The following is a 23618-nucleotide window of genomic DNA, read 5'->3' as shown; positions in this document are numbered from 1 at the left end:
CGGGTTATGCGCGTTCTGATTATTGAAGATGAAGAAAAAACCGCCGATTACTTGCACCGCGGTTTGACCGAGCAAGGTTACACAGTGGATGTGGCCCGAGACGGCATCGAAGGCCTGCACCTGGCCATGGAGAGCGATTACGCAGTGATCGTGCTCGATGTGATGCTGCCGGGTCTCGACGGCTTTGGCGTGTTGCGTGCATTACGGGCGCGCAAGCAAACCCCGGTGATCATGCTTACCGCCCGCGAGCGGGTCGAAGATCGGGTCCGCGGTTTGCGCGAAGGCGCAGACGATTACCTGGGCAAGCCATTTTCGTTTCTGGAACTGGTTGCCCGCCTGCAAGCCTTGACCCGCCGCAGTGGTGGTGGTCACGAGCCGGTGCAGGTGACTGTCGATGACCTGTGGATAGATTTGATCAGCCGCAAGGCTACACGCGCGGGTACCCGTCTTGACCTGACCGCCAAGGAATTCTCGCTGCTCAGCGTGCTGGCGCGACGTCAGGGCCAAATCCTGTCCAAGACATCGATTGCCGAGATGGTCTGGGACATTAACTTTGACAGTGACGCCAACGTGGTCGAAGTCGCGATCAAGCGCTTGCGGGCCAAGCTCGACGGGCCGTTCGAACACAAGTTGCTGCATACCATCCGCGGCATGGGTTACGTGCTGGAGCGGCGCAGTGTTTAAGCGGCCCACTGCTCTGAACTCCATCGCCATGCGCTTGAGTGCGATGTTTGCCCTGGTGGCCCTGCTGGTCTTTGTATTGATCGGCGGAGCGCTCTACCAGCAGGTCGAGAAAAGTATCGGGCGCCTGCCCGAAGCAGAGCTGGATGCGCGTTACAGCGTGCTCGAATCATCAATCAATCGTTACGGCAATCTCGATCACTGGGCCAAGATGAGCGCCAAGCTCAAGCTGCTCAGCGAAGAGGACAAACGCATCCGCTTCTGGACTATCAGTTCTGACCCAACCTATGAATACGGCAACCCCGACGCGGCGGTGCGCGAATTTGCCCAAGGCCCGACCGGGGTAAGAGACTTGCGGCTGCCCGGCCAGGCCTACCCCTTCAAGGTGCTGATCAGCCAGATCCCGGCCAAGGAACAGCGCCCGGCGCTGCGCTTTTTGATTGGCATCGATACTCAGACCTTTCGCCAGACCCAGCACCACTTGCTGATCGCACTGATCAGCCTGGCAACGATTGGCGTACTGCTGGCCTCGCTGCTTGGCTATTGGGTGGCGCGGATCGGCCTAAAACCGTTGGACAAGCTGTCTGAAGAAGCGCAAAAACTGGCACCGCCGCGCCTGTCCGGGCGCTTGCACCTTGCGCCGCTGGCACCGGAACTGGATCAACTGGTCAGTGCCTTCAACGCCACCCTGGACCGGGTCGAGCAAGCCTATACCCGGCTGGAATCATTCAATGCCGACGTGGCCCATGAACTGCGTTCGCCCCTGACCAACCTGATTGGCCAGACCCAGGTTGCACTGACCCGGGGGCGGTCGGCCGAGCATTACTTTGAAGTATTGCAATCCAACCTCGAAGAACTGGAACGGCTGCGCAGCATCATCAATGACATGCTGTTCCTGGCCAGCGCCGATCAAGGCAGCAAGGCCAGCAAACTGACCCGCGCTTCCCTTGCGGACGAAGTGGCAACGACCCTGGATTATCTGGAATTCATCCTTGAAGATGCGCGGGTTGACGTTCGGGTCAGCGGCGATGCCCAGGTCAACATCGAAAAAGCCCACCTGCGCCGCGCGCTGATCAACTTGCTGAGCAACGCCGTGCAGCACACCGAGGCCGGACAGGTGATCGAGGTGTTGATCGAGCAAACCGCGGGCCGGGTCACGGTCAGCATCAGCAACCCTGGCCAGCCGATTGCCGCAGAGCACTTGGCGCGGTTATTCGAGCGTTTCTACCGGGTGGACGCCGCCCGTCACAACAGCGGCGGCAACCACGGGCTGGGGCTGGCCATCGTCAAGGCGATAGCGCAGATGCATGGCGGCGAAGTGTTTGTGCGCAGCGGTGGAGGGCGCAATACATTCGGGTTGTATCTACCTATCTGATGCGAAGCTCTGTAGCCGCTGCCTAGGAACGAAGGCTGCGATCGACTGCAGACAGCCGTAAAACCCAAGAACCCAATAGATTTGCGACTGCTGCGCAGCCGATCGCAGCCTCGCTGGCGCTCCTCAGCGGCTACATCACAACTCAAGATTATCCTGATCGCTCTAGCTCGCACCTCCAGGCATTTGTTACCTAAAACGCAAAGGTCCTTGTACTCACCTGCTCTTTTTCGCCCCGCCCAATAGCTATATTTTGATCGTACCAAACAGAACTTGCACCGCAAGAAGGTCTTTGAAATGTCCAGCAGTATGGGTATGGCTAGCGTTTTCGTTTTGTCGTCTTTGTTGTTGTCGCCCCTGGCCATGGCGGAAGAATCGCCTGCATTCGTCGCACAAAATGCGGCACGCGCAGCTACTTTTGAACAGCACCAGACAGAGCTGACAGCACACCAGCAAAACGCCGCAAAGCCTCAACAAACACAGGCTGAAACCAGTATTTCAGATGAAGCAAAAGACAGCTGATTAGACGCCTGCAGACTTCCCGACCCAGTCAGTCGCACGCCACATATGTGACTGACTGTTTCAAAAGCCGCTATCATAGCGGCTTTTTTTTGTTCTAAAAAATGTGCACCGCTGCGCTGACTGTTTTCAAACAGGAACAGATTTTTTAAACAGAATAAAAACTGCCGCCACTTTCAAGGAGCAACATTCTGGTGAAGTACTCACTTAAACTCAGTCCGTTATTCATTGCCCTGGCCGCAACGATTCCCACTTTCGCTCACGCTGAGGACGCAACATCCAAAGACGGTTTTGTTGAAGGTTCCAGCCTCAAAATCAACACCCGCAATTACTACATGAACCACGATATCCGCAGCCCCCGCGCCGATGACAGCAAGGAATGGGGCCAGGGGTTTATCGGCAAGTTTCAGTCCGGGTTCACTCAGGGTACGGTCGGCTTCGGTCTGGATGCCTACGCCATGCTCGGGCTCAAGCTCGACGGCGGTGGCGGCACCGATGGCAGCAGTATCTTGCCGGTCAGTGATGGTAACGGTAAAGCGCCAACCAGCTTCTCGTCCGCTGGTGCGGCGCTAAAAATGCGGGCGTTCGACACCGAGCTCAAGGCTGGCGATCTATTCCTGACCAACCCGGTGATTGCCGGTGGCGAAAGCCGCATGCTGCCGCAGACCTTTCGCGGCGTCAGCCTGACCAATCACAGCTTCGAGGGCTGGATGCTCGAAGGTGGCCAGGTCAGCTTTGACAAACCGTACAACCAGAGCGGCATGCGCCGCCTGACCACTACCTACGGCGACCTCGCCGATCAGAGCAGCAAGCACATCACCTGGGCCGGAGCCTCCTGGAGCGGCGTGCCAGAGATCACCAGCAACCTGTACGCAGCCCAGTTGCAGGACATCTGGAACCAGTACTACTACGACCTGGATTACACCTATGCGCTGACCGAGAGCATCAGCCTCAATCCCGGCCTGCATTTCTACCACACCCAGGACACCGGCAAGGCGCTGCTGGGCGATATCGATAACAACACCTTCAGCCTGCATTTTGCGGTAGCCGTGGACGGGCACAAGGTGACGGCCGTTTACCAGCGGGTCAACGGCAACACGCCTTTTGACTATATCTATCAGGGCGACAGTGTTTACCTCGACAACTCGCAGCAGTATTCGGATTTCAACGGTCCGAACGAGCGCTCCTGGAAACTGCAATACGAGTATGACTTTGCCGGGCTCGGCATCGCCGGCCTGACGGCCAGTGCTTCGTACTCGCGCGGTGAACTGGATCTGACCAAGGCCGACCCCAACAGCATCGGCTACAGCAACTGGTACAACCCCGAAGGCAAGAATGCCCATCACTGGGAACGTGACCTGGGGCTGAAATACGTGATCCAGGAAGGCAAGGCCAAGGACCTGTCGGTGGGCCTGCGCTGGGCGACCAACCGCGGCAACAGCGCTTACCAGAGCGTGGACAACGATGTTGATGAGTACCGGGTGATCGTCGACTATCCTATTGATGTGTTCTAATCTGTGACCATAAGGCCAGCTTCAAAGCTGGCCTTATCTCTACAGGCCGACACCTTATGGCTGGGCACGATTTGTATCTGTGAGGGTAAGGCCATTCAATTTTCCCAGCGTTCACACGTCATCACTCGGCGCATGCTGATCGGGGCCAGCGCCCTCTCGGTGCTTGCAATCCTCAGTATTGTTGGCTATTTGCTGGTCAGGGAGTACCGCAACACCGAAGAAGACGCCGCACGCTCAGCGCTGAATATCGTGCAGCTGATCAGCCGGGATATTCAAAATACGCTGTCGATTTATGACTCCTCCCTCAGCAACCTGATCGACTTGCTGCAAAGCCAGGCACTCTCCTCGCTCGCACCGCAGATTCAACAGTCGCTGCTTTTCGACAAAGCCACCGAGGCACCGTCCAATGCCGGCTTTTTTGTCCTGGATGCTGAAGGAAAACTGATAGCCAGCTCCAAGCCGGCCGGGCCCTTGTTAAACAATGCCAGTCAACAGCTCTGGTTCAAGACCCATATCAAGGAGCAGAAGGACGGGCTTTTCATTAGCACCCCCATGCTCGTCAGTGAAAGCCCCAACGAGTGGAACCTGATCCTGAGCCGTCGAATTACCGCCCCGGACGGCAAGTTTGGTGGAGTTGCCGTGGCTCAGATGAAAATCAGCTACTTCCAGGGCCTGTTTCGCGGCCTGGACCTTGGACCTACCGGCAACATCAGCTTGATCAGCACCGACGGCATCCTGCTCATCCGGTATCCGGAGACAGACAAGTTCTATACCGGTCAGGACGTGGGCCAGGCTCCAATTTTTTTGCGCTTCATCAATGAGCGCTATGGCAGCTTTACCGCCATGTCAAAGGTCTTCCAGCTGGAACGCCTTTACAACTTCGCTCAAGTTGGCGATCTACCGTTGGTGGTTGTGGTTGCATTGTCGACCGAACATATCTTCAGCAATTGGCGACACACCGCCTCCCTGATCGGCAGCGCAACCCTGCTGCTGTGCTTAGGCTTGTTATGGCTCACCTGGCTGCTGACTCGCGAACTGCGCCTGCGCCAGCACGCCGAACACGAACTCGCCGCCCTGGCTTCTACCGATCCGCTGACCGGGTTGGCCAATCGGCGCATGCTGGATAAAACCCTGGATCTGGAATGGCGCCGCGCCCAGCGCGCGGGCACGCCACTGTCACTGATCATGATTGATATCGACCATTTCAAGGCTTTCAATGACAGTTACGGCCATCAGGCCGGGGATGAAGCCCTGCGCCAGGTAGCGCAAGCCATAAAGGTTAATGTACGCCGCCCCGCCGATCTGGCAGCGCGCTATGGAGGGGAAGAATTCGCGGTGGTGCTGGTAGATACCGACGCGGCAGGCACTCGCCTGCTGGCCGAAAAGATTCGTTTGGCGGTCGAGCAGATGGAACCCGCCCACCAGGCGAACACGCTCACTGTCAGCCTGGGCGCGTGCACCCGCTACGCCAAGCCCGGTGATGATCAGCAGGAGCTGCTCAACACTGCCGACAAAGCCCTCTACCAAGCCAAGAAGCGTGGGCGAAATCGCGTGATGGATATCAACGAAACCGGGCTCAACGCACCGAAACCAACAAATCCTCTATAAAAAAAGGCCACCCGAGGGTGGCCTTCAAAAACTAGAGAAGGAAGTTTTACTTAAACTGCCGCGACCGGACGCATGTACGAGATCGGTGCTGTGCTGGCATCTTCAAAGGTCACGACTTCCCACGCATCGGTCTGCTCAAGCAGCTTACGAATCAGCTGGTTGTTCAGTGCATGGCCAGACTTGAAGCCCTTGAACTCACCAATCAGGCTATTGCCCAACAGGTAGAGGTCGCCAATAGCGTCGAGGATCTTGTGCTTCACGAATTCGTCTTCATAGCGAAGGCCGTCTTCGTTCAGTACACCATCCGCGTCGACCACGATGGCGTTTTCAACGCTACCGCCGAGTGCGAGGTTGTGCTTGCGCAGGTACTCGATATCACTCATGAAACCAAAGGTACGCGCGCGGCTGACTTCTTTTACAAACGAAGTGCTCGAGAAATCCACGGTTGCGCTTTGGGTGCGATTACGGAAAACCGGGTGATCGAAATCGATCTCGAAGCTCACCTTGAACCCTTCGAAAGGGACGAAAGTGGCGCGCTTGTCGCCATCTTCCACTGTCACTTCACGCAGGATACGGATGAACTTCTTCGGCGCGTCCTGTTCTTCCAGGCCGGCAGATTGAATCAGAAACACGAAAGGTCCAGCGCTACCGTCCATAATCGGGACTTCAGACGCGGAGAGTTCGACGTAGGCGTTATCGATCCCCAGGCCAGCCATGGCCGAGAGCAGGTGCTCTACCGTGTCTACTTTTACATCGCCGTTGACCAACGTGGTCGACATCGTTGTCTCGCCGACGTTTTCCGCGCGCGCAGGGATCTGCACAACAGGGTCAAGGTCTGCACGACAAAACACGATGCCGGTATCCACAGGCGCTGGCTTGAGGGTCAGGTAGACCTTCTCACCAGAGTGCAGGCCGACACCTGTGGCACGGATAATATTTTTCAGGGTGCGTTGTTTAATCATGGCATTGGCCGCTTCAGCGCAAATTGCGAACTGGTATCAACAAAGGCTGGCGATAATAGCAGACCGAGCCTTTGCTGAACACCAATCACCTTAATCGCCCTGATTGATTTCATTAATCAGCCTGTCGACGCAGGAAAGCCGGGATATCCAGGTAATCCAGATCGTCTTGAGGATTGAGCTTGGCAGCGGTTGTCGCGCCTTGCTGGGCCTGGTTACGCATCACAGTCGGGCGGTCCAGGTCACGGTAGTTGACCATCGGTTGCTCCTGACGCTCGGTACGGGCTTCCTGGCGAACCGGGGCGCTGTGTGCCGAAGAGGCTGCGTACGAAGTTTGAACACCGTTGTCGACAACCTTGACCGGCTTCTCGATTTTTGCGCCCAGACCAGTGGCAACCACGGTTACATGCAGTTCGTCGCGCATGTCCGGATCGATAACCGTACCGACTTTGACCATCGCGTGCTCGGAAGCAAAGGCCTCGATGATGCTACCCACGTCGGAGTACTCACCCAGAGACAGGTCAGGACCGGCAGTGATGTTCACCAGGATGCCGCGAGCGCCTTCCAGGTTCACGTCTTCAAGCAACGGGTTGCGGATAGCCGCTTCGGTCGCTTCACGCGCACGGTTCGGACCAGTGGCGCAGCCAGTGCCCATCATCGCCATGCCCATTTCGCTCATCACGGTACGCACGTCAGCAAAGTCGACGTTGATCATGCCCGGACGCTTGATGATATCGGAGATACCGCGAACGGCACCGGCCAGAACGTCATCGGCCTTGGCGAAAGCCGACAGCAGGCTTGCGTCTTTACCCAGGATGGTCAGCAGTTTTTCGTTTGGAATCGTGATCAACGAATCGACGCTTTCGGACAGCAGACGAATACCTTCGTCAGCGATCTGCATGCGCTTGCGACCTTCGAACGGGAACGGACGAGTCACCACCGCAACGGTGAGAATCCCCATTTCCTTGGCCACTTCGGCAATGATCGGCGCAGCACCAGTACCGGTACCACCGCCCATGCCCGTGGTGATGAACACCATGTTGGTGCCCTGCAACACCTCGGCAATGCGCTCACGGTCTTCCAGAGCGGCCTGACGACCAACCTCAGGATTTGCGCCGGCACCCAGGCCCTTGGTCACGCTGGTGCCCAATTGCAGGATGGTACGTGCGCCAATGCTTTTCAGCGCTTGCGCGTCGGTGTTGGCGCAGATGAATTCCACGCCTTCAATGTTGCTCTTAACCATATGGTTAACAGCATTGCCACCGCCACCACCAACACCGATAACCTTAATTACCGGGCTCTGCGGGATGTTATCTACGAGTTCAAACATGGTCCCTCTCCTTTCAGTTCTCTAGTTTTTTTCGCCTACTTCTACTGCTTTGAATCTTTTGGAGCCCAAGCTTTAAAAGTTGCCCTGAACCCAGCGCTTAAGGCGCTCAAACACAGGGGCTTTTTGTTCGTCACTGCTGTAGTTGTCGCGGTTGCTGATACCCGATATGGAGATACCGTCTGACTGCTTTTGCAGTCCGTACAGCAACAAGCCCACAGCGGTGGAGTAAATCGGATTGCGCACAACGTCGGTCAAGCCTCTGAAGCTGTGCGGCACGCCCAGACGGACCGGCATGTGGAAGATCTCTTCGGCAAGTTCCACCGCGCCTTCCATCTTTGAAGTACCACCGGTCAACACAATGCCCGCCGGGATCAAGTCTTCGTAGCCGCTGCGACGCAGCTCAGCCTGAATCAGGGTGAACAGTTCGTCATAACGCGGCTCGACCACTTCGGCCAAGGCCTGACGGGACAACTCACGCGGTGGGCGATCGCCCACGCTTGGCACCTTGATCGTTTCGCCCGCGCCAGCCAGTTTGGCCAGTGCACAGGCGTAACGAATCTTGATTTCTTCGGCGTACTGGGTCGGTGTACGCAACGCCATTGCGATGTCGTTGGTCACCTGGTCACCGGCTATCGGGATCACTGCCGTGTGGCGGATAGCGCCTTCGGTGAAGATCGCGATATCGGTAGTACCGCCGCCGATGTCGACCAGGCAAACGCCCAGCTCTTTTTCGTCGTCGGTCAGTACCGAGTAAGCCGATGCCAGTTGCTCAAGGATGATGTCATCTACCTCAAGACCACAGCGGCGTACGCATTTCTCGATGTTCTGGGCCGCATTCACCGCACACGTCACTACGTGTACCTTGGCTTCCAGACGTACGCCCGACATGCCCAGTGGCTCACGAACGCCTTCCTGGTTATCGATTACGTAGTCCTGCGCCAGGGTATGCAGCACGCGCTGGTCAGCCGGGATCGCAACGGCCTGGGCGGCGTCGAGGACGCGTTCAAGGTCGGCGGTGCTGACTTCACGGTCGCGGATCGCAACGATGCCGTGGGAGTTCAGGCTGCGTATGTGATTACCGGCAACGCCGACAAACGCCGAGTGAATCCGGCAACCGGCCATCAGCTGCGCTTCTTCGATAGCGCGCTGGATCGATTGCACGGTGGACTCGATGTTCACCACCACGCCCTTCTTCAGGCCACGGGACGGATGCGTGCCAATACCGACGATTTCGATCGTGCCGTCATCTGCGACCTCGCCCACCAGCGCCACCACCTTGGAGGTGCCGATATCGAGACCGACGATCATTTTTCCGCTTTGCACGTTTGCCATGGGTCCTGCCTCTTCTTAATTCTTCGCGACAGCGGGTTGGGCTATCGTCGGTGCCACAGGTTCCCGCCAGCCGACGGCCAATCCGTTGGCATAACGCAAATCGATGCGCGCTATGTTTGTAATCTGTTCTTTCAGCGTTTTTTCATAGATGGCTATGAAGCGACGCATTTTTTCTACCAGATGATCGCGCCCCAACAGCAACTCGATTCCGGGCCCTGCACTGCCAGCTCCGGTGGTCAGGAACCAGCTACCGCGCTCACGCAACTCCAGCCGGACTATGGAAAAGCCCATCGGACGCAGCATCTGGCTCAGCACCTGATACTGCTGCATTACTTGCTGCTGGGCCCGTTGAGGGCCAAACAGCTGCGGCAAATGTTCGTAATTGGCCAGCTCACGCGGAGTGAACGCTTGCCCCTGGTTGTTGAGCAGTGCTTCATCACCCCAGCGGGCGACCGGCAGTTGCTCTTCAAGGCGAATCACCACCTGGTCCGGCCATACTCGGCGTACCTCGGCGTGGGCGATCCAGGGCATTTGCTCAAGCTCGGTGCGCATGCCTGCCAGGTCGACCGTGAAGAAGCTCGCCGCCACATACGGGGCGATGCGCTGCTGCACGGCTTGCTGGCTGATGTAAGTCAAATCACCCTGCACGTTGATATTGGTGATCGGGCGGTCCGCATACGGCATCAGGCGCTGTGCACCTTCGTAAGTGCCATAACCCAACGCCACCAGCAGCACCGGCCAGAACAAGGCTTTCAAAAAGCCGAAATTGGCTTTTGGCAAACGCACCGACATCGGCTCTTTCGCCACCATCCGGCTGGCGCCACGCGGCACCGGCTTGCGGCCGGGAGCGGGTGGTTGATGACGAAGCGATGCACCTTGCATGGACTTAACCCCGCGCCTCTAAGCTTGCTGCCAGAATCGACAACACCAACTGTTGGAAATCCAGACCCGCAGCCTTGGCCGCCATCGGCACCAGGCTGTGATCGGTCATGCCCGGAGCGGTGTTGACTTCCAGCAGCCAGAATTGGCCCGCTGTGTCCTGCATCACGTCCAGACGGCCCCAACCGGCAATACCGATCGCCTCACAGGCTTTCGCCGTGAGGTCCATGAGCTCTTGTTCCTTGGCACTGTCGAGGCCGCACGGGATCCGATACTGGGTATCGTTGGCCACGTACTTGGCGTCGTAGTCATAAAAGGTATGCGGAGTGCCCAGGGCAATTGGAGGCAACACCTGGTCACGCAGGGTGGCGATGGTGAACTCGGGACCGGTGATCCATTGCTCAACCAACACTTGCGAGTCGTACTTGCTGGCATCGGCCCACGCGACGATCAACTCGTCAACGTTACTCACTTTGGCCATACCGATACTTGAACCTTCATGTGCCGGTTTGACGATCAAAGGGAAGCTCAGTTCCTTCGCTGCACAAATACAGTCCGCTTCACTGCTCAACACTGCGTGACGCGGGGTCGGAATGCCCAGGCTGTGCCACACCTGTTTGGTGCGCAGCTTGTCCATGGCCAAGGCCGACGCGAGGATTCCGCTACCGGTGTAAGGAATGCCCAGGCATTCCAGCAGGCCTTGCATGCTGCCGTCTTCACCGCCACGGCCGTGAAGAATGATGAACGCGCGGTCGATTTTTTCGCTGGTGATGCGGGTGATGAAGTCATCCCCCACATCGATCCCGAAAGCATCCACACCGGCGCTTTGCAGTGCACCGAGTACGGCATTGCCGGACTTCAGCGAGACTTCACGCTCAGCGCTTTTGCCGCCGAACAGCACAGCCACGCGACCGAAGTCGGCAGGGGCAATGGTCGAGAACAGATTGGCGTAAGCAGCAGTCATTTCAACTTTCCTTTACTGGTAGCGGCAACAACAGCACCGCTGAACAGCGGGCTCTTTATAAGTTGCGGTGCCAGACGGCCGATATCGCCCGCCCCTTGGCACAACAGAATGTCGCCAGCACGCAGCAACGGCTTGACGATCGGCGCCAGCTCAACGCCGCGCTCGATGTAGATCGGGTCCAACTGACCGCGCTGGCGGATGCTGTGGCACAGCTGGCGGCTGTCAGCGCCCGGAATCGGCTCTTCACCAGCCGGGTAGACTTCCATCAGCAACAGCACATTGGCGTCGGCCAGTACCTGGACGAAATCGTCGTACAGGTCACGGGTACGACTGAAGCGGTGCGGCTGGTAAACCATCACCAGACGGCGCTCCGGCCAACCACCGCGTACGGCCTTGATCACCGCCGCAACTTCGGTCGGGTGGTGACCGTAGTCATCGACCAGCATCACGCTGCCGCCTTCAACTGGCAGCTCGCCATAAACCTGGAAGCGTCGACCCACACCCTCAAAGCCCGACAGGCCCTGAACGATGGCCTCATCGCTGATGCCCTCATCCGAAGCAATGCAGATGGTGGCCAAGGCATTGAGCACGTTGTGGTTGCCCGGCATGTTTACCGACACATCCAGTGGCTCGCGATCAGGGCGCAACACGGTGAAGAAGGTTTGCATGCCTTGCTGGCGAACATTGATTGCGCGCACGTCAGCGTTTTCGCTAAAGCCGTAAGTTACGGTCGGACGCTTGACCAGCGGCAGGATTTCGCGCACGACCGGATCGTCCAGGCACAGCACAGCCAAGCCGTAGAACGGCAGGTTGTGCAGAAACTCGACGAAGGTTTTCTTCAGCTTGTTGAAGTCGCCTTCGTACGTCGCCATATGGTCGGCGTCGATATTGGTGACCACTGCAACCATTGGCTGCAGGTGCAGGAAGCTGGCATCGCTTTCGTCAGCTTCGGCAATCAGGTAACGGCTAGTGCCCAGCTGTGCATTAGTACCTGCTGCATTCAGGCGACCACCGATCACGAACGTCGGGTCCAGGCCACCGGCCGCAAACACCGAGGCCAACAAGCTGGTGGTGGTGGTTTTGCCATGGGTGCCTGCTACGGCGATACCGTGGCGATAGCGCATCAGCTCAGCCAGCATCTCGGCCCGTGGCACCACTGGAATACGACGCTCCAGCGCATGTGCTACTTCGGGGTTGGAGGTATTAACAGCGCTCGACACCACCAGTACATCAGCATTGGCAGCGTTTTCGGCACGGTGGCCGATAAAGATGTGCGCGCCGAATGATTCGAGACGTTCGGTCACAGACGATGCGTTCAAGTCCGAACCCGACACTTCATAGCCCAGGTTCAGCAACACTTCGGCGATACCGCACATGCCCACGCCGCCGATACCGACGAAGTGGATGCGACGGATACGGCGCATCTCGGGTTGTGGCATAGCTTTTTGATTCTCAACCATTGGCCACCTCCAGGCAGATATCTACAACGTTGCGGGTCGCATCAGGTTTGGCCAGGCGGCGAGCATTGGCCGCCATGCTGTTGAGTCGTTCCGGTTGCATCAAAACCTCTGTCAGGCGTGCAGCCAGCTCGGCTGCGCCAGTTGTCGCTTGCGGCATCAGGAAAGCAGCGCCTTCGCGAGCCAAAAAGTCGGCATTGCAGCTCTGATGGTCGTCAATCGCGTGGGGCAATGGCACCAGCAGCGAAGGCAGACCGGCCGCAGCCAGTTCACTGACGGTCAGCGCGCCTGCGCGACAAACCACCAGGTCGGCCCAGCCATAGGCTTGGGCCATGTCTTTGATAAAAGGCTGTACTTGAGCCTCGACACCGACCGCCGTATAGCGCTCGGCAGTAATCTGGTCGTGCTGTTTGCCTGCCTGATGAAACACATCAGGGCGTACGTCGGCCGGTACTTTGGCCAACGCTTCAGGCAGCAATTTGTTCAACGGCTCGGCCCCCAGGCTTCCCCCCAACACCAGCAAGCGCGCCTTGCGCCCTTCGAGTGCGGCGCGCGGCGCCAGGGTGAACAGTTCAGGCCGCACCGGGTTGCCGGTACTGAGCAATTTGTCCGAGGCGGCGAAGGTTCCAGGGAATGCTTCACAGACACGAGTGGTCATTGGCACCAGCAAACGGTTAGCCGTACCGGCTACCGCGTTTTGCTCGTGAATGATCACCGGCACACCACAGGTTTTCGCCGCCAGACCGCCAGGCCCAGTCACGTAACCACCGAAACCAAGCACGCAGACCGGCTTGAGTTGGCGAATGATTTTGCGCGCCTGGAACAATGCCTTGAGCAACACAAACGGTGCCTTGAGCAGCGATAGCTTGCTCTTGCCACGCAGACCGGCAACGTTGATCAGGTGCAGCTCGAAGCCCGCAGGTTCGACCAGTTCGTTCTCGATGCCACGCGGCGTGCCGAGCCAGTGAACCGTGTAGCCACGGGCCTGGAACTCGCGCGCACAGGCCAGTGCCGGGAACACATGGCCACCGGTGCCGCCCGCCATGATCAGCACATTAGCGCCCATGGGTCGGCTCCTCTGCGAAGTCGCTTTCTTTGAAATCGGTCTCTTCGCTGCCCAGGTGGGTTCGACTCTCCCACTCGATGCGCAGCAACAGGCCCATACACACACAGCAAATCACCAGCGAGCTGCCACCGTAGCTAAGGAACGGCAGGGTCAGCCCTTTGGTTGGCAGCAGGCCGACGTTTACCCCGATATTGATCAGGAACTGGCCGATCCACAGGAACGACAGGCCGTACGCCATATAAGCCGAGAAATACTGTTTGGCGCGCTCGGCCCACATGCCGATGTACATGCCGCGCACACACACGAACACGAACAGGGCCACGGTCAGTAGCGAGCCGACAACGCCCAGCTCTTCAGCCAGTACCGAGAACACGAAGTCGGTGTGGGCTTCAGGCAGGTAGAACTGCTTCTGTACGCTGTTGCCAAGGCCTACGCCGAACCACTCGCCGCGCCCGAATGCGATCAGGGCCTGGGTCAGCTGGTAGCCGGAACCGAACTGGTCGGACCATGGGTCGGTAAAGGTGATCAGACGCGCCATCCGGTAAGGCTGTGCCTGTACCAGAACAAACACCGCCCCCACCGCCAGCGCCACCATCAGGGCGAAGCGAAACAGCCCCACACCACCGAGGAACAACATGGCCGCCGCAGCGCCCATCATTACCACGGTGGCACCGAAGTCCGGTTCCATCAGCAGCAGACCTGCCATTGGCAGCAGCACGATAAATGGCTTGAAGAAGCCCATCCAGCTTTCGCGTACTTCCTTCTGCTGGCGCACCAGATAGCCCGCCAGGTAGATCACCACAAAAACCTTGGCGATCTCCGAGGGCTGCACGTTGAAGAAACTGAAACCGATCCAGCGCATCGAGCCGTTTACCTCACGACCAATGCCTGGGATCAATACTGCCACCAGCAAACCGAATGCACCGATCAGCAACATGAAGCCCATACGCTGCCAGGTCGCAATCGGCACCATCATCGTCATGATGCACGCGCCCAGACCGAGCACGATGTAAAACAGGTGGCGGATCATGTGGTACAGGGTATTGCCCGACTGCAAGGCGGCGACTTCGGACGATGCCGACGTAATCATCACCAATCCCAGACCCAGCAAGGCAAGGCAACCGGCCAGCAACGGGAAGTCGAGGTCGATGCCACGGCCGGTGACCAGCGGCGAAGGATAAGGCTTGAGGATGCCGAAGATCATGCCAGCACCTCCACAGCACGGGCGAATAACTGGCCGCGCTCTTCATAGTTCTTGAACATGTCAAAACTGGCGCAAGCGGGCGACAGCAATACCGCATCACCCGGCAAGGCCAACGAGCGGCTTTGTGCAATGGCTTCGTCCAACGAACCGACACGCACTTGCGGCACGGCATCGCCCAAGGCATCGGCGATCAAGCCTGCGTCACGACCCATCAGCACCACGGCGCGGCAATACTTGGCCACAGAATCACGCAGGCCGCTGAAGTCGGCGCCTTTGCCGTCACCACCAGCGATCAGGATCAGTTTGCCGTCCATGTCCATGCCCAAGCCATTGATGGCAGCCAGTGCTGCACCGACGTTGGTAGCCTTGGAGTCGTTGTAGTAACTCACGCCATCCAGCTCGCGTACCCACTGGCAGCGGTGCTCAAGGCCGGTGAAGTTACGCAGGCTGGCCAGCATGGCGTCGAACGGCAAGCCAACGGCATGCCCCAGCGCCAGTGCCGCAAGGGCATTGGCCTGATTGTGGGCACCGCGAACTTTGAGCTCGCGTACCGGCATCAGGTTTTGAAATTCGAAGGCGAGGTATTTTTCGCCGTTTTCTTCGCGCAGGCCAAAGGCCTTGAAGTCCGGAGCGCTCAAGCCGAAGGTCCAGCACGGCTGGCCCTCGCTCATCAGCGGACGGGTCAAGGCATCCTGACGATTGACCACCACTTGCCTGGCACCACGGAAAATCCGGTGTTTGGCCAGATGGTACGCCGGCAGGCCGCTATAGCGGTCCATGTGGTCTTCGCTGACGTTGAGTACGGTGGCGACTTTGGCACCCAGGTGATTGGTGGTTTCCAGCTGGAAGCTCGACAGTTCCATCACGTACAGTTCAACGTCATCGCTGAGCAGGTCCAGCGCTGGCGTACCGAGGTTGCCACCGACCGCCACACGCTTGCCCGCAGCCACAGCCATTTCACCGACCAGTGTGGTAACGGTGCTTTTGGCGTTGGAACCACTGATTGCAACGATCGGTGCCTTCGCGTTACGCGCGAACAGATCGATATCACCCGACAACTTCACGCCGCGGGCCGCTGCTGCTTGCAGGGCCGGCGTCGCCAGGGCCAGGCCGGGGCTCACGTAAAGTTCGTCGGCACGGCACAGGAATTCGACATCCAGCTCGCCACAACGCACTTCCACTTGCGGGTAGTCACGGCGCAGCGTGGCCAGCTCCGGTGGATTTTCCCGCGTGTCCGCCACGGCGAACGACACGCCCCGCTGCGCGAGAAAGCGCACCAGGGACATGCCGCTCTTGCCGAGGCCGACAACGATGCGGAAGTGGTCAGAAGCGATCAGAGACACAGGTTCTACCTCAGCTTCAGCGTGGCAAGGCCGACCAATACGAGGATCACGGTGATAATCCAGAAACGGACGATCACTCGTGGCTCGGGCCAACCTTTAAGTTCAAAGTGGTGATGAATCGGCGCCATGCGGAACACCCGCTTGCCGGTCAACTTGAAAGACGCTACCTGGATCACCACGGACAGGGTTTCCATCACGAACACACCGCCCATGATGAACAGCACGACTTCCTGACGCACGATCACCGCGATAGTGCCCAGGGCAGCGCCCAGCGCCAGTGCGCCGACATCACCCATGAAGACTTGTGCCGGGTAAGTGTTGAACCACAAGAACCCGAGACCGGCGCCTATCAATGCGCCACAGAACACAATCAACTCACCTGCGCCCGGCACATACGGGATCAGCAGGTAGTCGGCGAATTTCACGTTACCCGACAGGTAGCAGAAGATCCCCAGCGCGCCGCCGACCATTACAGTAGGCATGATCGCCAGGCCATCGAGGCCGTCAGTCAGGTTGACCGCGTTGCTCGAACCGACGATCACGAAGTAGGTCAGTACCACAAAGCCGATACCCAACGGGATGCTGGCATCTTTGAGGATTGGCAGGATCAGCGTGGTTTCGACCGCGCTTGGCGCCGTCATGTACAAGAAGATCGCTGCACCCAGACCGAACACCGACTGCCAGAAGTACTTCCAGCGACTCGGAAGACCACGGGAGTTTTTCTCGATTACCTTGCGGTAGTCGTCAACCCAGCCGATGGCGCCGAACAGCAGGGTCACGATCATCACGACCCACACATAACGGTTGCTCAAGTCAGCCCACAACAGCGTGCTGATAGTGATCGCCGACAGAATCAGTGCACCACCCATGGTCGGGGTGCCGGATTTGGACAAATGCGATTGCGGGCCGTCATTACGTACCGATTGGCCGATCTGACGGTTTTGCAGGGTGCGGATCATCCACGGCCCCAGGCACAGCGACAAGGTTAACGCGGTCAGTACCCCGAGAATCCCGCGCAGGGACAGGTACTGGAAGACCCCGAAGCCTTTGTAGAACTGTTGCAGATACTCCGCTAGCAGCAGCAGCATTAATGTTTCTCCCCGCTGGAACCGCACAAAGCCGCAACGACGTTTTCCATCGCTGCGCTGCGCGAGCCCTTGATCAAAATAGTGGTGTTTGTTTCGTGCTCAGCGCGAAGCGCCTTGATCAGGTCAGCCTGATTGGCGAAGTGACGAGCCTGGTGTCCAAATGCTGTGACGGCATGAGCCATCATGGGTCCCACCGCATAGAGCGCTGAAACTTTGTCGGCGGCATAAGCGCCTACTTCACGATGTCCTTGCTCCGCCCACTCACCCAGTTCGCCAATATCTCCGAGCACCAGGACGGTGCGGCCGGAAAAGGCGGCGAGTATATCAACGGCAGCACACATTGAGGTGGGGTTTGCGTTGTAAGTGTCATCAATAATTCGCAGACCTGTACCAGTCATTTGCGCGACCGCACGGCCCTTGACCGGCAACACAGCTTCAAGACCGGTTTTGATGCCAAACAACGAGACACCCAAGGCATGTGCGGCGGCAGCCGCAGCCAATGCATTAGCCACATTATGGTTGCCCAGCAGGTTCAGTTGAACCGGTTCGGCACCCAGCGGGCTGTGCAATGTGAAACCCGGGCAACCCCGTGCATCGCGGGTCAGATCGCTGGCATAAAAGTCAGCCTGAGGGTTAGCCAATGCGAAGCTGAGCACCTTGCGCCCGGCAGCCCGGTTGTTCCAGATGGCGAATGCCTTGTCATCCAGATTCAGAACCGCGATGCCATCAGCATCCAGCCCTTCAATAATCTCGCCCTTGGCCTCGACGATTTTTTCCGGCCCGCCGAACTCGCCCACATGAGCGGTGCCAGCATTATTGAGCACGGCAACATGCGGCTTGGTCATGGCGACGGTATAAGCGATCTCGCCAACGCGCGAAGCACCCAACTCGATTACCGCAGCCGTGTGCTCCGATGTCAGTTCGAGCAGCGTCAGCGGCACGCCCAGATCGTTGTTCAAATTGCCTTTGGTCGCCAGCACCGGGCCACGGGTACGCAGAATGCAGGCAAGCATTTCCTTGACGGTGGTCTTGCCACTGGAACCGGTAATGGCCGCAACCGGCTTGTCATAACCGGCACGATTGAGCGCACCCAATCGGCCCAGGGCTTCGCGGGTATCCTTGACCACCAGTTGTGGAAGCGTCGACTCGGGCACTTCGCGCTCGACCAAGGCCGCAACAGCGCCCTTGGCTGCAACTTCATTCAGGTAATCGTGGCCATCAAAGCGCGGACCGGTCAGTGCAATAAACAACTGCCCCTTGGTGATCGCCCGGCTGTCGATACTGACGCCATTGAAGCGGCAGTCCGCCTCAACCACACGCCCCTGCAGGGCAACGGCAACTTCACTCAACAACAGAGGCTTAAGCATGAGCCGCCTCCCAGCTATTGAGCGCTTTTTCGGCTTCGACCAGATCAGAGAAGTCGTGGCGTTCGCCGTTGATTTCCTGATAGTCCTCGTGACCTTTACCTGCCAGCACGATCACGTCTTCGACGCTGGCACCGGCAATGATTTGAGCGATGGCATCACCGCGACCTGCCACAAACGTGACGTTCTGCGGCGCAACAAAGCCAACACGGATGTCATCAAAAATTTGCGCCGGGGCTTCTGAACGTGGGTTGTCGTCAGTGACCAAAACCCCGTCAACCAAACGCTCAACCACTTGCGCCATCAACGGACGCTTGCCGCGATCACGGTCGCCGCCACAGCCGAACAGGCACAGCAGCTTGCCTTTGGCATGAGGGCGCAGCGCCAGCAATACTTTTTCCAGCGCGTCCGGGGTGTGGGCATAGTCGACCACCACCAGCGGTTTGCTGCCGCCGCCCAGACGCTGCATGCGGCCGACCGGACCTTCCAGCCTTGGCAGCACGGCGAGAATTTCGTCCAGTGCGTAATCCAACCCCAACAAGGCGCCAACAGCGGCCAGCACGTTGCTCAGGTTGAAGCGTCCGAGCAAGGCGCTACGCAGAAGGTGCTCACCTTGGGCAGTCACCACCGTGGCGCGCACGCCGTCGTCATCGAAAGTCGCATCGCGGCAATACAACGTAGCGCTGCTGTCTTCAAGGCTGTAGCTGATCAAGCGCGAGTCGTGCTTTTCAGAGGCCAGTTGGCGACCGAACTGGTCGTCCAGATTCAGCACCCGGCAACGCAAATCCGGCCAGGCAAACAGCTTGGCTTTGGCGGCGGCGTAAGCCTCCATCGTGCCGTGGTAATCCAGGTGGTCGCGGGACAGGTTGGTCAGCACCGCGACGTCGAACGCCAATGCACTGACCCGGCCCTGATCCAGACCATGGGAGGAAACCTCCATGGCAACCGCCTTGGCCCCGGCCTTTTTCAGATCGGCCAACATGGCCTGAACAGCAATTGGGTCCGGCGTGGTATGGCGACCGCTTTGCAGCGCACCATAAAAGCCAGTGCCCAATGTGCCGACGATGCCGCAGTGCTGACCCAGCAGGTCAAGCGCTTGCGCCACCAGCTGAGTGACGCTGGTCTTGCCGTTGGTGCCGGTCACGCCAACCAGATTGAGGTGACGGCTTGGCTCGCCATAAAAACGCCCGGCAATATCCGACAACTGGGCCGCCAGGCCTTTTACCGGAATCAGCGGAACTGCCGAGATAGGCAGTACATCAGCACCGTCCACTTCATAGGCCACCGCAGCAGCGCCGCGCTTCAAAGCATCAGCTATATGTTCACGGCCATCGAGCTTGCCGCCGGGCACCGCAAGGAACAAATCACCTGCGCGCACGTTGCGACTGTCGAGGGTCAACTCACGAATAAGCAGATCGTGACCGGCGTGAGGGAAAATCTTGTTCAGACTCAGGGACATTAGCCGCGCCCTCCTTTGGCTGCTGCAGCGGTTGCCGCTGCTTGTTGCTCCGCTGCCGTTGGCAGGTTATCCGGGGACACGTTCATCAGACGCAGAGTGCCGGACATGACTTTACTGAATACCGGAGCGGAGACCAGACCACCGAAGTAGCCCGCCTTGCTCGGCTCATCGATAACCACAACGATTGCGTAACGCGGGTCGCTCATCGGGCCGAAGCCAGCGAACAGCGAACGGTAAGAGTTCACCGCGTAGCCTTTGACGCCACCGGACGATGTTTTACGCGCCGTACCTGACTTGCCGCCGACGTGATACGCCGGAACCTTGGCACGCCATACACCACGCGGGTTTTCGATAACTTCCTGGAGCATGCCCTGAACTGTCTTCGCTACTTTTTCAGGCATGACCTGTACGGACTGTGGCGGCTTGTCGGTTTTAAGCAGCGTTAACGGGGCAAGCTTGCCGTTGTTGGCCAATGCCGAGAAAGCGTGAACCAACTGGATCGCGGTGACGGACACGCCGTAGCCGTAAGACAGGGTCGCGGTTTCTGCCTTGCGCCACTCGCGGTAGTTGGGCAGGTTGCCGACACGTTCACCCGGGAAGCCCAGGCCGGTGTCTTGTCCCAGGCCCATCTTGGCCATTTGGCGGAAGATCGCTTCGCCACCAATATCGAAGGCTACCTTGCTCATGCCCACGTTACTGGAGTTGATCAGAATACCGGTCAGGTCGAGGACCGGACCTTCGGTACGAGATACGTCACGAATGGTGTATTTGCCCAACTGCAACGTGCCCGGATAAACCTCAACCTTGTCGGTCGGCTTCCAGCGCCCGGTTTCCAGTGCAGCACTCATCGAAATCGGTTTTACCGTGGAGCCCGGCTCAAACACGTCGATCATGGCGCGGTTACGCATCATCGCCGGTTGCAGGTTGCGACGGTTGTTGGGGTTGTAGGTGGGCTGGTTGACCATGGCCAGAATTTCGCCGGTCTTCACGTCCATGATCACCAGGCTGCCAGCCTTGGCACCGTTCTCGACCAGCGCGTTGCGCAGTTCGCGGTTGGCCAGGTATTGCAGGCGCAGGTCAATCGATAACGCCAAGGTCTTCCCTGCCTTGGCGTTTTTGGTCACTTGCACGTCTTTGATCAGACGCCCGCGTCGGTCCTTGATCACTTGCCGCTTGCCCGGAACCCCGGCCAGCCACTCGTCATAGGCCAGTTCGACGCCTTCACGACCTTTGTCATCAATATCGGTAAAGCCGACCATGTGCGCCGTCACTTCACCCGCAGGGTAAAAGCGGCGGAACTCTTCAATGCCATAAACGCCCGGCACTTTGAGGTCGAGCACGACTTGGCCCTGTTCAGGAGTCAGGCCCCGGACCAGGTAGATAAATTCTTTGTTGGCTTGCTGCTCCAGCCGCGCTGTCAGCACTTTAGGGTCTTGTCCAAGCGCGTGCGCCAAGGCTGGCCAACGGTCCTTGGCTACCTGCATTTCCTTGGCATTGGCCCACAGGGTGGTCACCGGCGTACTCACGGCCAGCGGTTCGCCATTGCGGTCGGTGATCAGGCCACGGTGCGCAGGAATCGGGATATGACGCAAGCTGCGTGCATCGCCCTGGCCCTTGAGGAAGTCGTGGTCGATCACTTGCAGATAAACGATTTGGCACGCGATAGCGCTTACCAGCAGTGCCAGCAATCCCAGCACCACACGAAAACGCCACGGATAGAGTGCGCCCTCGAGTTTGATCATGGCGCCACCATTCGAACTTCTGCTGCGCCCGGAATGCGCATTTTCAGTTGTTCGCTGGCCAGTGTTTCGATACGGCTATGGGCCGTCCAGGTGCTCTGCTCGAGAATCAAACGGCCCCACTCTGCTTGCGCCTTGTCACGCACGCTCAACTCCCCGTACAGGGTGTTGAGCAGTTGGCGGTTCCAGTGGGCGCTGTAAGAAACGCCCACAGCCGAAACCAGCACGCCAATAAATAGCAGCAGCATGAAAAAACTTCCGCCGGGAAGTGGTTTGGCGAAGAGCTTGTTCAACGAAGCTTCTCCGCGACGCGCATTACAGCGCTGCGCGAGCGCGGATTGGCTTTGAGTTCTGCGTCAGAGGCAGTCTGGGCCTTGCCATGAATTTTGATTTTCGGCACAAACGCGACGTGCTGAACCGGCAAGCCACGCGGCAGGTTGTCAGGTTCGCCCTTGACCAACTTGCGCATGAACAATTTGACGATGCGATCTTCAAGGGAGTGGAAGCTGATCACGACCAGACGGCCGCCGATTGCCAGAGACTCCAATGCAGCCTCAAGGCCTGCTTCAAGGTCGCCCAGCTCGTTGTTTACGTGAATGCGCAAACCCTGGAAGGTGCGGGTTGCCGGGTGCTTGCCTTTTTCCCAGGCCGGATTGGCCACTTTCAGGACTTCAGCAAGGTCACCAGTGCGCTCAAAGGGCTTGATATCGCGACGCTCTACAACAGCACGCGCCATGCGCCCGGAAAAGCGCTCTTCGCCATATTCCTTGAATACGCGGGCAATTTCTTCCTGGGATGCACTGTTGACGAACTCGGCAGCGCTGATCCCGCGATCCGGGTCCATGCGCATATCCAGCGGGCCGTCATTCATAAAACTGAAGCCGCGTTCAGGATCGTCAAGCTGCGGCGAAGACACGCCCAGATCGAGCAGGATACCGTCTACTTTGCCGGCCAGACCGCGATCGGCAATTTCGGATCCCATTTCAGCAAAGCTGCGCTGCACAATAACAAAGCGGCCGTCTTCGGCCGCTAGCGCTTGCCCGGTGGCAATTGCCTGTGGATCTTTATCAAACCCGAGCAGTTGCCCCTCGGGACCAAGCTTCTGGAGAATCAGGCGGCTATGTCCGCCGCGACCGAAGGTGCCATCCAGATAGCATCCATCAGGACGTACGGCGAGAGCCTCTACGGCTTCGTCGAGCAGTACGGTGATGTGGTTGAAGCCGCTATCTATAGTCACAGAATTAAATCACGCAGTTCGTCAGGCATGGCGCCCGGTTGTTGAATGGCTGCAAGGTCAGCGGCAGAAACAGCTTCCCAGGCATCCTCGTCCCACAGTTGAAACTTGTTTAACTGCCCCACCAACATCGCGCGCTTATCCAACTTGGCATATTCACGCAGACGCGGCGGCACCAGAAAACGACCACTGCCATCGAGCTCAAGATCGACGGCATTACCAATCAACAGACGTTGCAAACGGCGGTTTTCTTCACGCAACGAAGGCAACGCCCGCAGCTTGGTTTCAATCAGTTCCCACTCATCAAGTGGATACACACATAAGCAGGTATCGACCGCATCTATGGTCACGATCAGTTGTCCGGAACTACGCGAAATCAACTCGTCGCGGTACCGGCTCGGCATTGCGAGACGGCCCTTGGCATCGAGACTGATTGCGTTGGCTCCGCGAAACATTGATCGCTTCTCCAAATATTAGCGTTTTACGTCTAAAAAACCCACTTTATG

21 protein-coding genes are annotated in these 23618 nt (G+C 58.3%); 5 read left to right on the top strand and 16 right to left on the bottom strand.

Going from position 1 to position 23618, the window contains the following annotated elements:
• The first annotated feature begins 6 nt into the window (after positions 1-6).
• From V6L79_RS07400 to V6L79_RS07380, 5 genes are all read left to right on the top strand, one after another.
• Complete coding sequence (locus V6L79_RS07400; RefSeq protein ID WP_261741014.1) at positions 7-684, top strand: heavy metal response regulator transcription factor; 678 nt, start codon at positions 7-9, stop codon at positions 682-684.
• Positions 685-712: 28 nt separating this feature from the next.
• A complete protein-coding gene (locus V6L79_RS07395) occupies positions 713-2056 on the top strand; it encodes a heavy metal sensor histidine kinase (protein WP_338580302.1) in 1344 nt (447 codons plus the stop codon).
• Between the two features lie 294 nt (positions 2057-2350).
• A complete protein-coding gene (locus tag V6L79_RS07390) occupies positions 2351-2575 on the top strand; it encodes a hypothetical protein (protein ID WP_338580008.1) in 225 nt (74 codons plus the stop codon).
• Positions 2576-2766: 191 nt separating this feature from the next.
• Positions 2767-4086, top strand: a complete 1320-nt coding sequence (locus V6L79_RS07385; protein ID WP_261741012.1) for an OprD family porin — start codon at positions 2767-2769, stop codon at positions 4084-4086.
• Between the two features lie 132 nt (positions 4087-4218).
• On the top strand, positions 4219-5694 hold the full coding sequence (locus tag V6L79_RS07380) for a GGDEF domain-containing protein (protein WP_261741011.1): 1476 nt from the start codon (positions 4219-4221) through the stop codon (positions 5692-5694).
• A gap of 50 nt (positions 5695-5744) precedes the next feature.
• Here V6L79_RS07380 and lpxC read toward each other — a convergent pair whose 3' ends face one another.
• From lpxC to mraZ, 16 genes are all read right to left on the bottom strand, one after another.
• On the bottom strand, positions 5745-6656 hold the full coding sequence (lpxC, locus tag V6L79_RS07375) for a UDP-3-O-acyl-N-acetylglucosamine deacetylase (protein ID WP_019823785.1): 912 nt from the start codon (positions 6654-6656) through the stop codon (positions 5745-5747).
• Between the two features lie 112 nt (positions 6657-6768).
• Positions 6769-7983 (bottom strand): cell division protein FtsZ, encoded by a 1215-nt coding sequence (ftsZ, locus tag V6L79_RS07370; protein ID WP_261741010.1) that lies wholly within the window; start codon positions 7981-7983, stop codon positions 6769-6771.
• A 72-nt stretch (positions 7984-8055) separates the two neighbouring features.
• A complete protein-coding gene (gene ftsA, locus V6L79_RS07365; RefSeq protein WP_261741009.1) occupies positions 8056-9315 on the bottom strand; it encodes a cell division protein FtsA in 1260 nt (419 codons plus the stop codon).
• Between the two features lie 15 nt (positions 9316-9330).
• Positions 9331-10197, bottom strand: coding sequence for a cell division protein FtsQ/DivIB (locus V6L79_RS07360; protein ID WP_261741008.1), 867 nt, complete (start codon positions 10195-10197; stop codon positions 9331-9333).
• Between the two features lie 4 nt (positions 10198-10201).
• Positions 10202-11158 carry a D-alanine--D-alanine ligase gene (locus tag V6L79_RS07355; protein WP_261741007.1) on the bottom strand — a complete coding sequence of 319 codons (957 nt, stop codon included), beginning with the start codon at positions 11156-11158 and terminating at the stop codon, positions 10202-10204.
• On the bottom strand, positions 11155-12618 hold the full coding sequence (murC, locus tag V6L79_RS07350) for a UDP-N-acetylmuramate--L-alanine ligase (RefSeq protein WP_261741006.1): 1464 nt from the start codon (positions 12616-12618) through the stop codon (positions 11155-11157). The genes V6L79_RS07355 and murC overlap by 4 nt, the downstream gene beginning before the upstream one ends.
• Positions 12611-13681 carry an undecaprenyldiphospho-muramoylpentapeptide beta-N-acetylglucosaminyltransferase gene (gene murG / locus V6L79_RS07345; protein ID WP_338580007.1) on the bottom strand — a complete coding sequence of 357 codons (1071 nt, stop codon included), beginning with the start codon at positions 13679-13681 and terminating at the stop codon, positions 12611-12613. Before murG ends, murC begins: the two co-directional genes overlap by 8 nt.
• The gene (gene ftsW, locus V6L79_RS07340; protein WP_016779528.1) at positions 13671-14885 is read right to left on the bottom strand and encodes a putative lipid II flippase FtsW; all 1215 of its coding nucleotides are present in this window, start codon (positions 14883-14885) and stop codon (positions 13671-13673) included. Before ftsW ends, murG begins: the two co-directional genes overlap by 11 nt.
• On the bottom strand, positions 14882-16228 hold the full coding sequence (murD, locus tag V6L79_RS07335) for a UDP-N-acetylmuramoyl-L-alanine--D-glutamate ligase (protein WP_338580006.1): 1347 nt from the start codon (positions 16226-16228) through the stop codon (positions 14882-14884). The genes ftsW and murD overlap by 4 nt, the downstream gene beginning before the upstream one ends.
• 5 nt (positions 16229-16233) lie before the next feature.
• Positions 16234-17316 (bottom strand): phospho-N-acetylmuramoyl-pentapeptide-transferase, encoded by a 1083-nt coding sequence (gene mraY, locus V6L79_RS07330; protein ID WP_321835845.1) that lies wholly within the window; start codon positions 17314-17316, stop codon positions 16234-16236.
• Positions 17316-18683, bottom strand: a complete 1368-nt coding sequence (gene murF, locus V6L79_RS07325) for a UDP-N-acetylmuramoyl-tripeptide--D-alanyl-D-alanine ligase (protein ID WP_261741002.1) — start codon at positions 18681-18683, stop codon at positions 17316-17318. The genes mraY and murF overlap by 1 nt, the downstream gene beginning before the upstream one ends.
• On the bottom strand, positions 18676-20139 hold the full coding sequence (locus tag V6L79_RS07320) for a UDP-N-acetylmuramoyl-L-alanyl-D-glutamate--2,6-diaminopimelate ligase (RefSeq protein ID WP_338580005.1): 1464 nt from the start codon (positions 20137-20139) through the stop codon (positions 18676-18678). Before V6L79_RS07320 ends, murF begins: the two co-directional genes overlap by 8 nt.
• On the bottom strand, positions 20139-21881 hold the full coding sequence (locus tag V6L79_RS07315; protein ID WP_395246656.1) for a peptidoglycan D,D-transpeptidase FtsI family protein: 1743 nt from the start codon (positions 21879-21881) through the stop codon (positions 20139-20141). The genes V6L79_RS07320 and V6L79_RS07315 overlap by 1 nt, the downstream gene beginning before the upstream one ends.
• The gene (ftsL, locus tag V6L79_RS07310; protein ID WP_019823808.1) at positions 21878-22171 is read right to left on the bottom strand and encodes a cell division protein FtsL; all 294 of its coding nucleotides are present in this window, start codon (positions 22169-22171) and stop codon (positions 21878-21880) included. Before ftsL ends, V6L79_RS07315 begins: the two co-directional genes overlap by 4 nt.
• Positions 22168-23115: a 16S rRNA (cytosine(1402)-N(4))-methyltransferase RsmH gene (rsmH, locus tag V6L79_RS07305; RefSeq protein WP_395246655.1), complete on the bottom strand. Its 948-nt coding sequence runs from the start codon at positions 23113-23115 to the stop codon at positions 22168-22170. Before rsmH ends, ftsL begins: the two co-directional genes overlap by 4 nt.
• Positions 23112-23567, bottom strand: a complete 456-nt coding sequence (gene mraZ / locus V6L79_RS07300) for a division/cell wall cluster transcriptional repressor MraZ (RefSeq protein WP_338580004.1) — start codon at positions 23565-23567, stop codon at positions 23112-23114. Before mraZ ends, rsmH begins: the two co-directional genes overlap by 4 nt.
• Positions 23568-23618: the final 51 nt, after the last annotated feature.

The sequence above is a fragment of the Pseudomonas sp. ML2-2023-6 genome, assembly GCF_037055265.1.
Lineage (GTDB): Bacteria > Pseudomonadota > Gammaproteobacteria > Pseudomonadales > Pseudomonadaceae > Aquipseudomonas > Aquipseudomonas kulmbachensis.
The sequence above is the reverse complement of the archived record's forward strand: the minus strand, read 5'-3'. Positions and strand labels throughout refer to the sequence as shown.

What these genes read in the sequence shown, in the direction of transcription:
- lpxC (WP_019823785.1), bottom strand. Translation starts at nt 6,656, where the DNA reads ATGATTAAACAACGCACCCTGAAAAATATTATCCGTGCCACAGGTGTC.
- V6L79_RS07400 (WP_261741014.1), top strand. Translation starts at nt 7, where the DNA reads ATGCGCGTTCTGATTATTGAAGATGAAGAAAAAACCGCCGATTACTTG.
- V6L79_RS07355 (WP_261741007.1), bottom strand. Translation starts at nt 11,158, where the DNA reads ATGACTGCTGCTTACGCCAATCTGTTCTCGACCATTGCCCCTGCCGAC.
- ftsA (WP_261741009.1), bottom strand. Translation starts at nt 9,315, where the DNA reads ATGGCAAACGTGCAAAGCGGAAAAATGATCGTCGGTCTCGATATCGGC.
- V6L79_RS07395 (WP_338580302.1), top strand. Translation starts at nt 713, where the DNA reads ATGCGCTTGAGTGCGATGTTTGCCCTGGTGGCCCTGCTGGTCTTTGTA.
- murF (WP_261741002.1), bottom strand. Translation starts at nt 18,683, where the DNA reads ATGCTTAAGCCTCTGTTGTTGAGTGAAGTTGCCGTTGCCCTGCAGGGG.
- mraZ (WP_338580004.1), bottom strand. Translation starts at nt 23,567, where the DNA reads ATGTTTCGCGGAGCCAACGCAATCAGTCTCGATGCCAAGGGCCGTCTC.
- V6L79_RS07360 (WP_261741008.1), bottom strand. Translation starts at nt 10,197, where the DNA reads ATGCAAGGTGCATCGCTTCGTCATCAACCACCCGCTCCCGGCCGCAAG.
- mraY (WP_321835845.1), bottom strand. Translation starts at nt 17,316, where the DNA reads ATGCTGCTGCTGCTAGCGGAGTATCTGCAACAGTTCTACAAAGGCTTC.
- ftsW (WP_016779528.1), bottom strand. Translation starts at nt 14,885, where the DNA reads ATGATCTTCGGCATCCTCAAGCCTTATCCTTCGCCGCTGGTCACCGGC.
- murC (WP_261741006.1), bottom strand. Translation starts at nt 12,618, where the DNA reads ATGGTTGAGAATCAAAAAGCTATGCCACAACCCGAGATGCGCCGTATC.
- V6L79_RS07390 (WP_338580008.1), top strand. Translation starts at nt 2,351, where the DNA reads ATGTCCAGCAGTATGGGTATGGCTAGCGTTTTCGTTTTGTCGTCTTTG.
- V6L79_RS07380 (WP_261741011.1), top strand. Translation starts at nt 4,219, where the DNA reads ATGCTGATCGGGGCCAGCGCCCTCTCGGTGCTTGCAATCCTCAGTATT.
- V6L79_RS07320 (WP_338580005.1), bottom strand. Translation starts at nt 20,139, where the DNA reads ATGTCCCTGAGTCTGAACAAGATTTTCCCTCACGCCGGTCACGATCTG.
- ftsZ (WP_261741010.1), bottom strand. Translation starts at nt 7,983, where the DNA reads ATGTTTGAACTCGTAGATAACATCCCGCAGAGCCCGGTAATTAAGGTT.
- V6L79_RS07315 (WP_395246656.1), bottom strand. Translation starts at nt 21,881, where the DNA reads ATGATCAAACTCGAGGGCGCACTCTATCCGTGGCGTTTTCGTGTGGTG.
- murG (WP_338580007.1), bottom strand. Translation starts at nt 13,681, where the DNA reads ATGGGCGCTAATGTGCTGATCATGGCGGGCGGCACCGGTGGCCATGTG.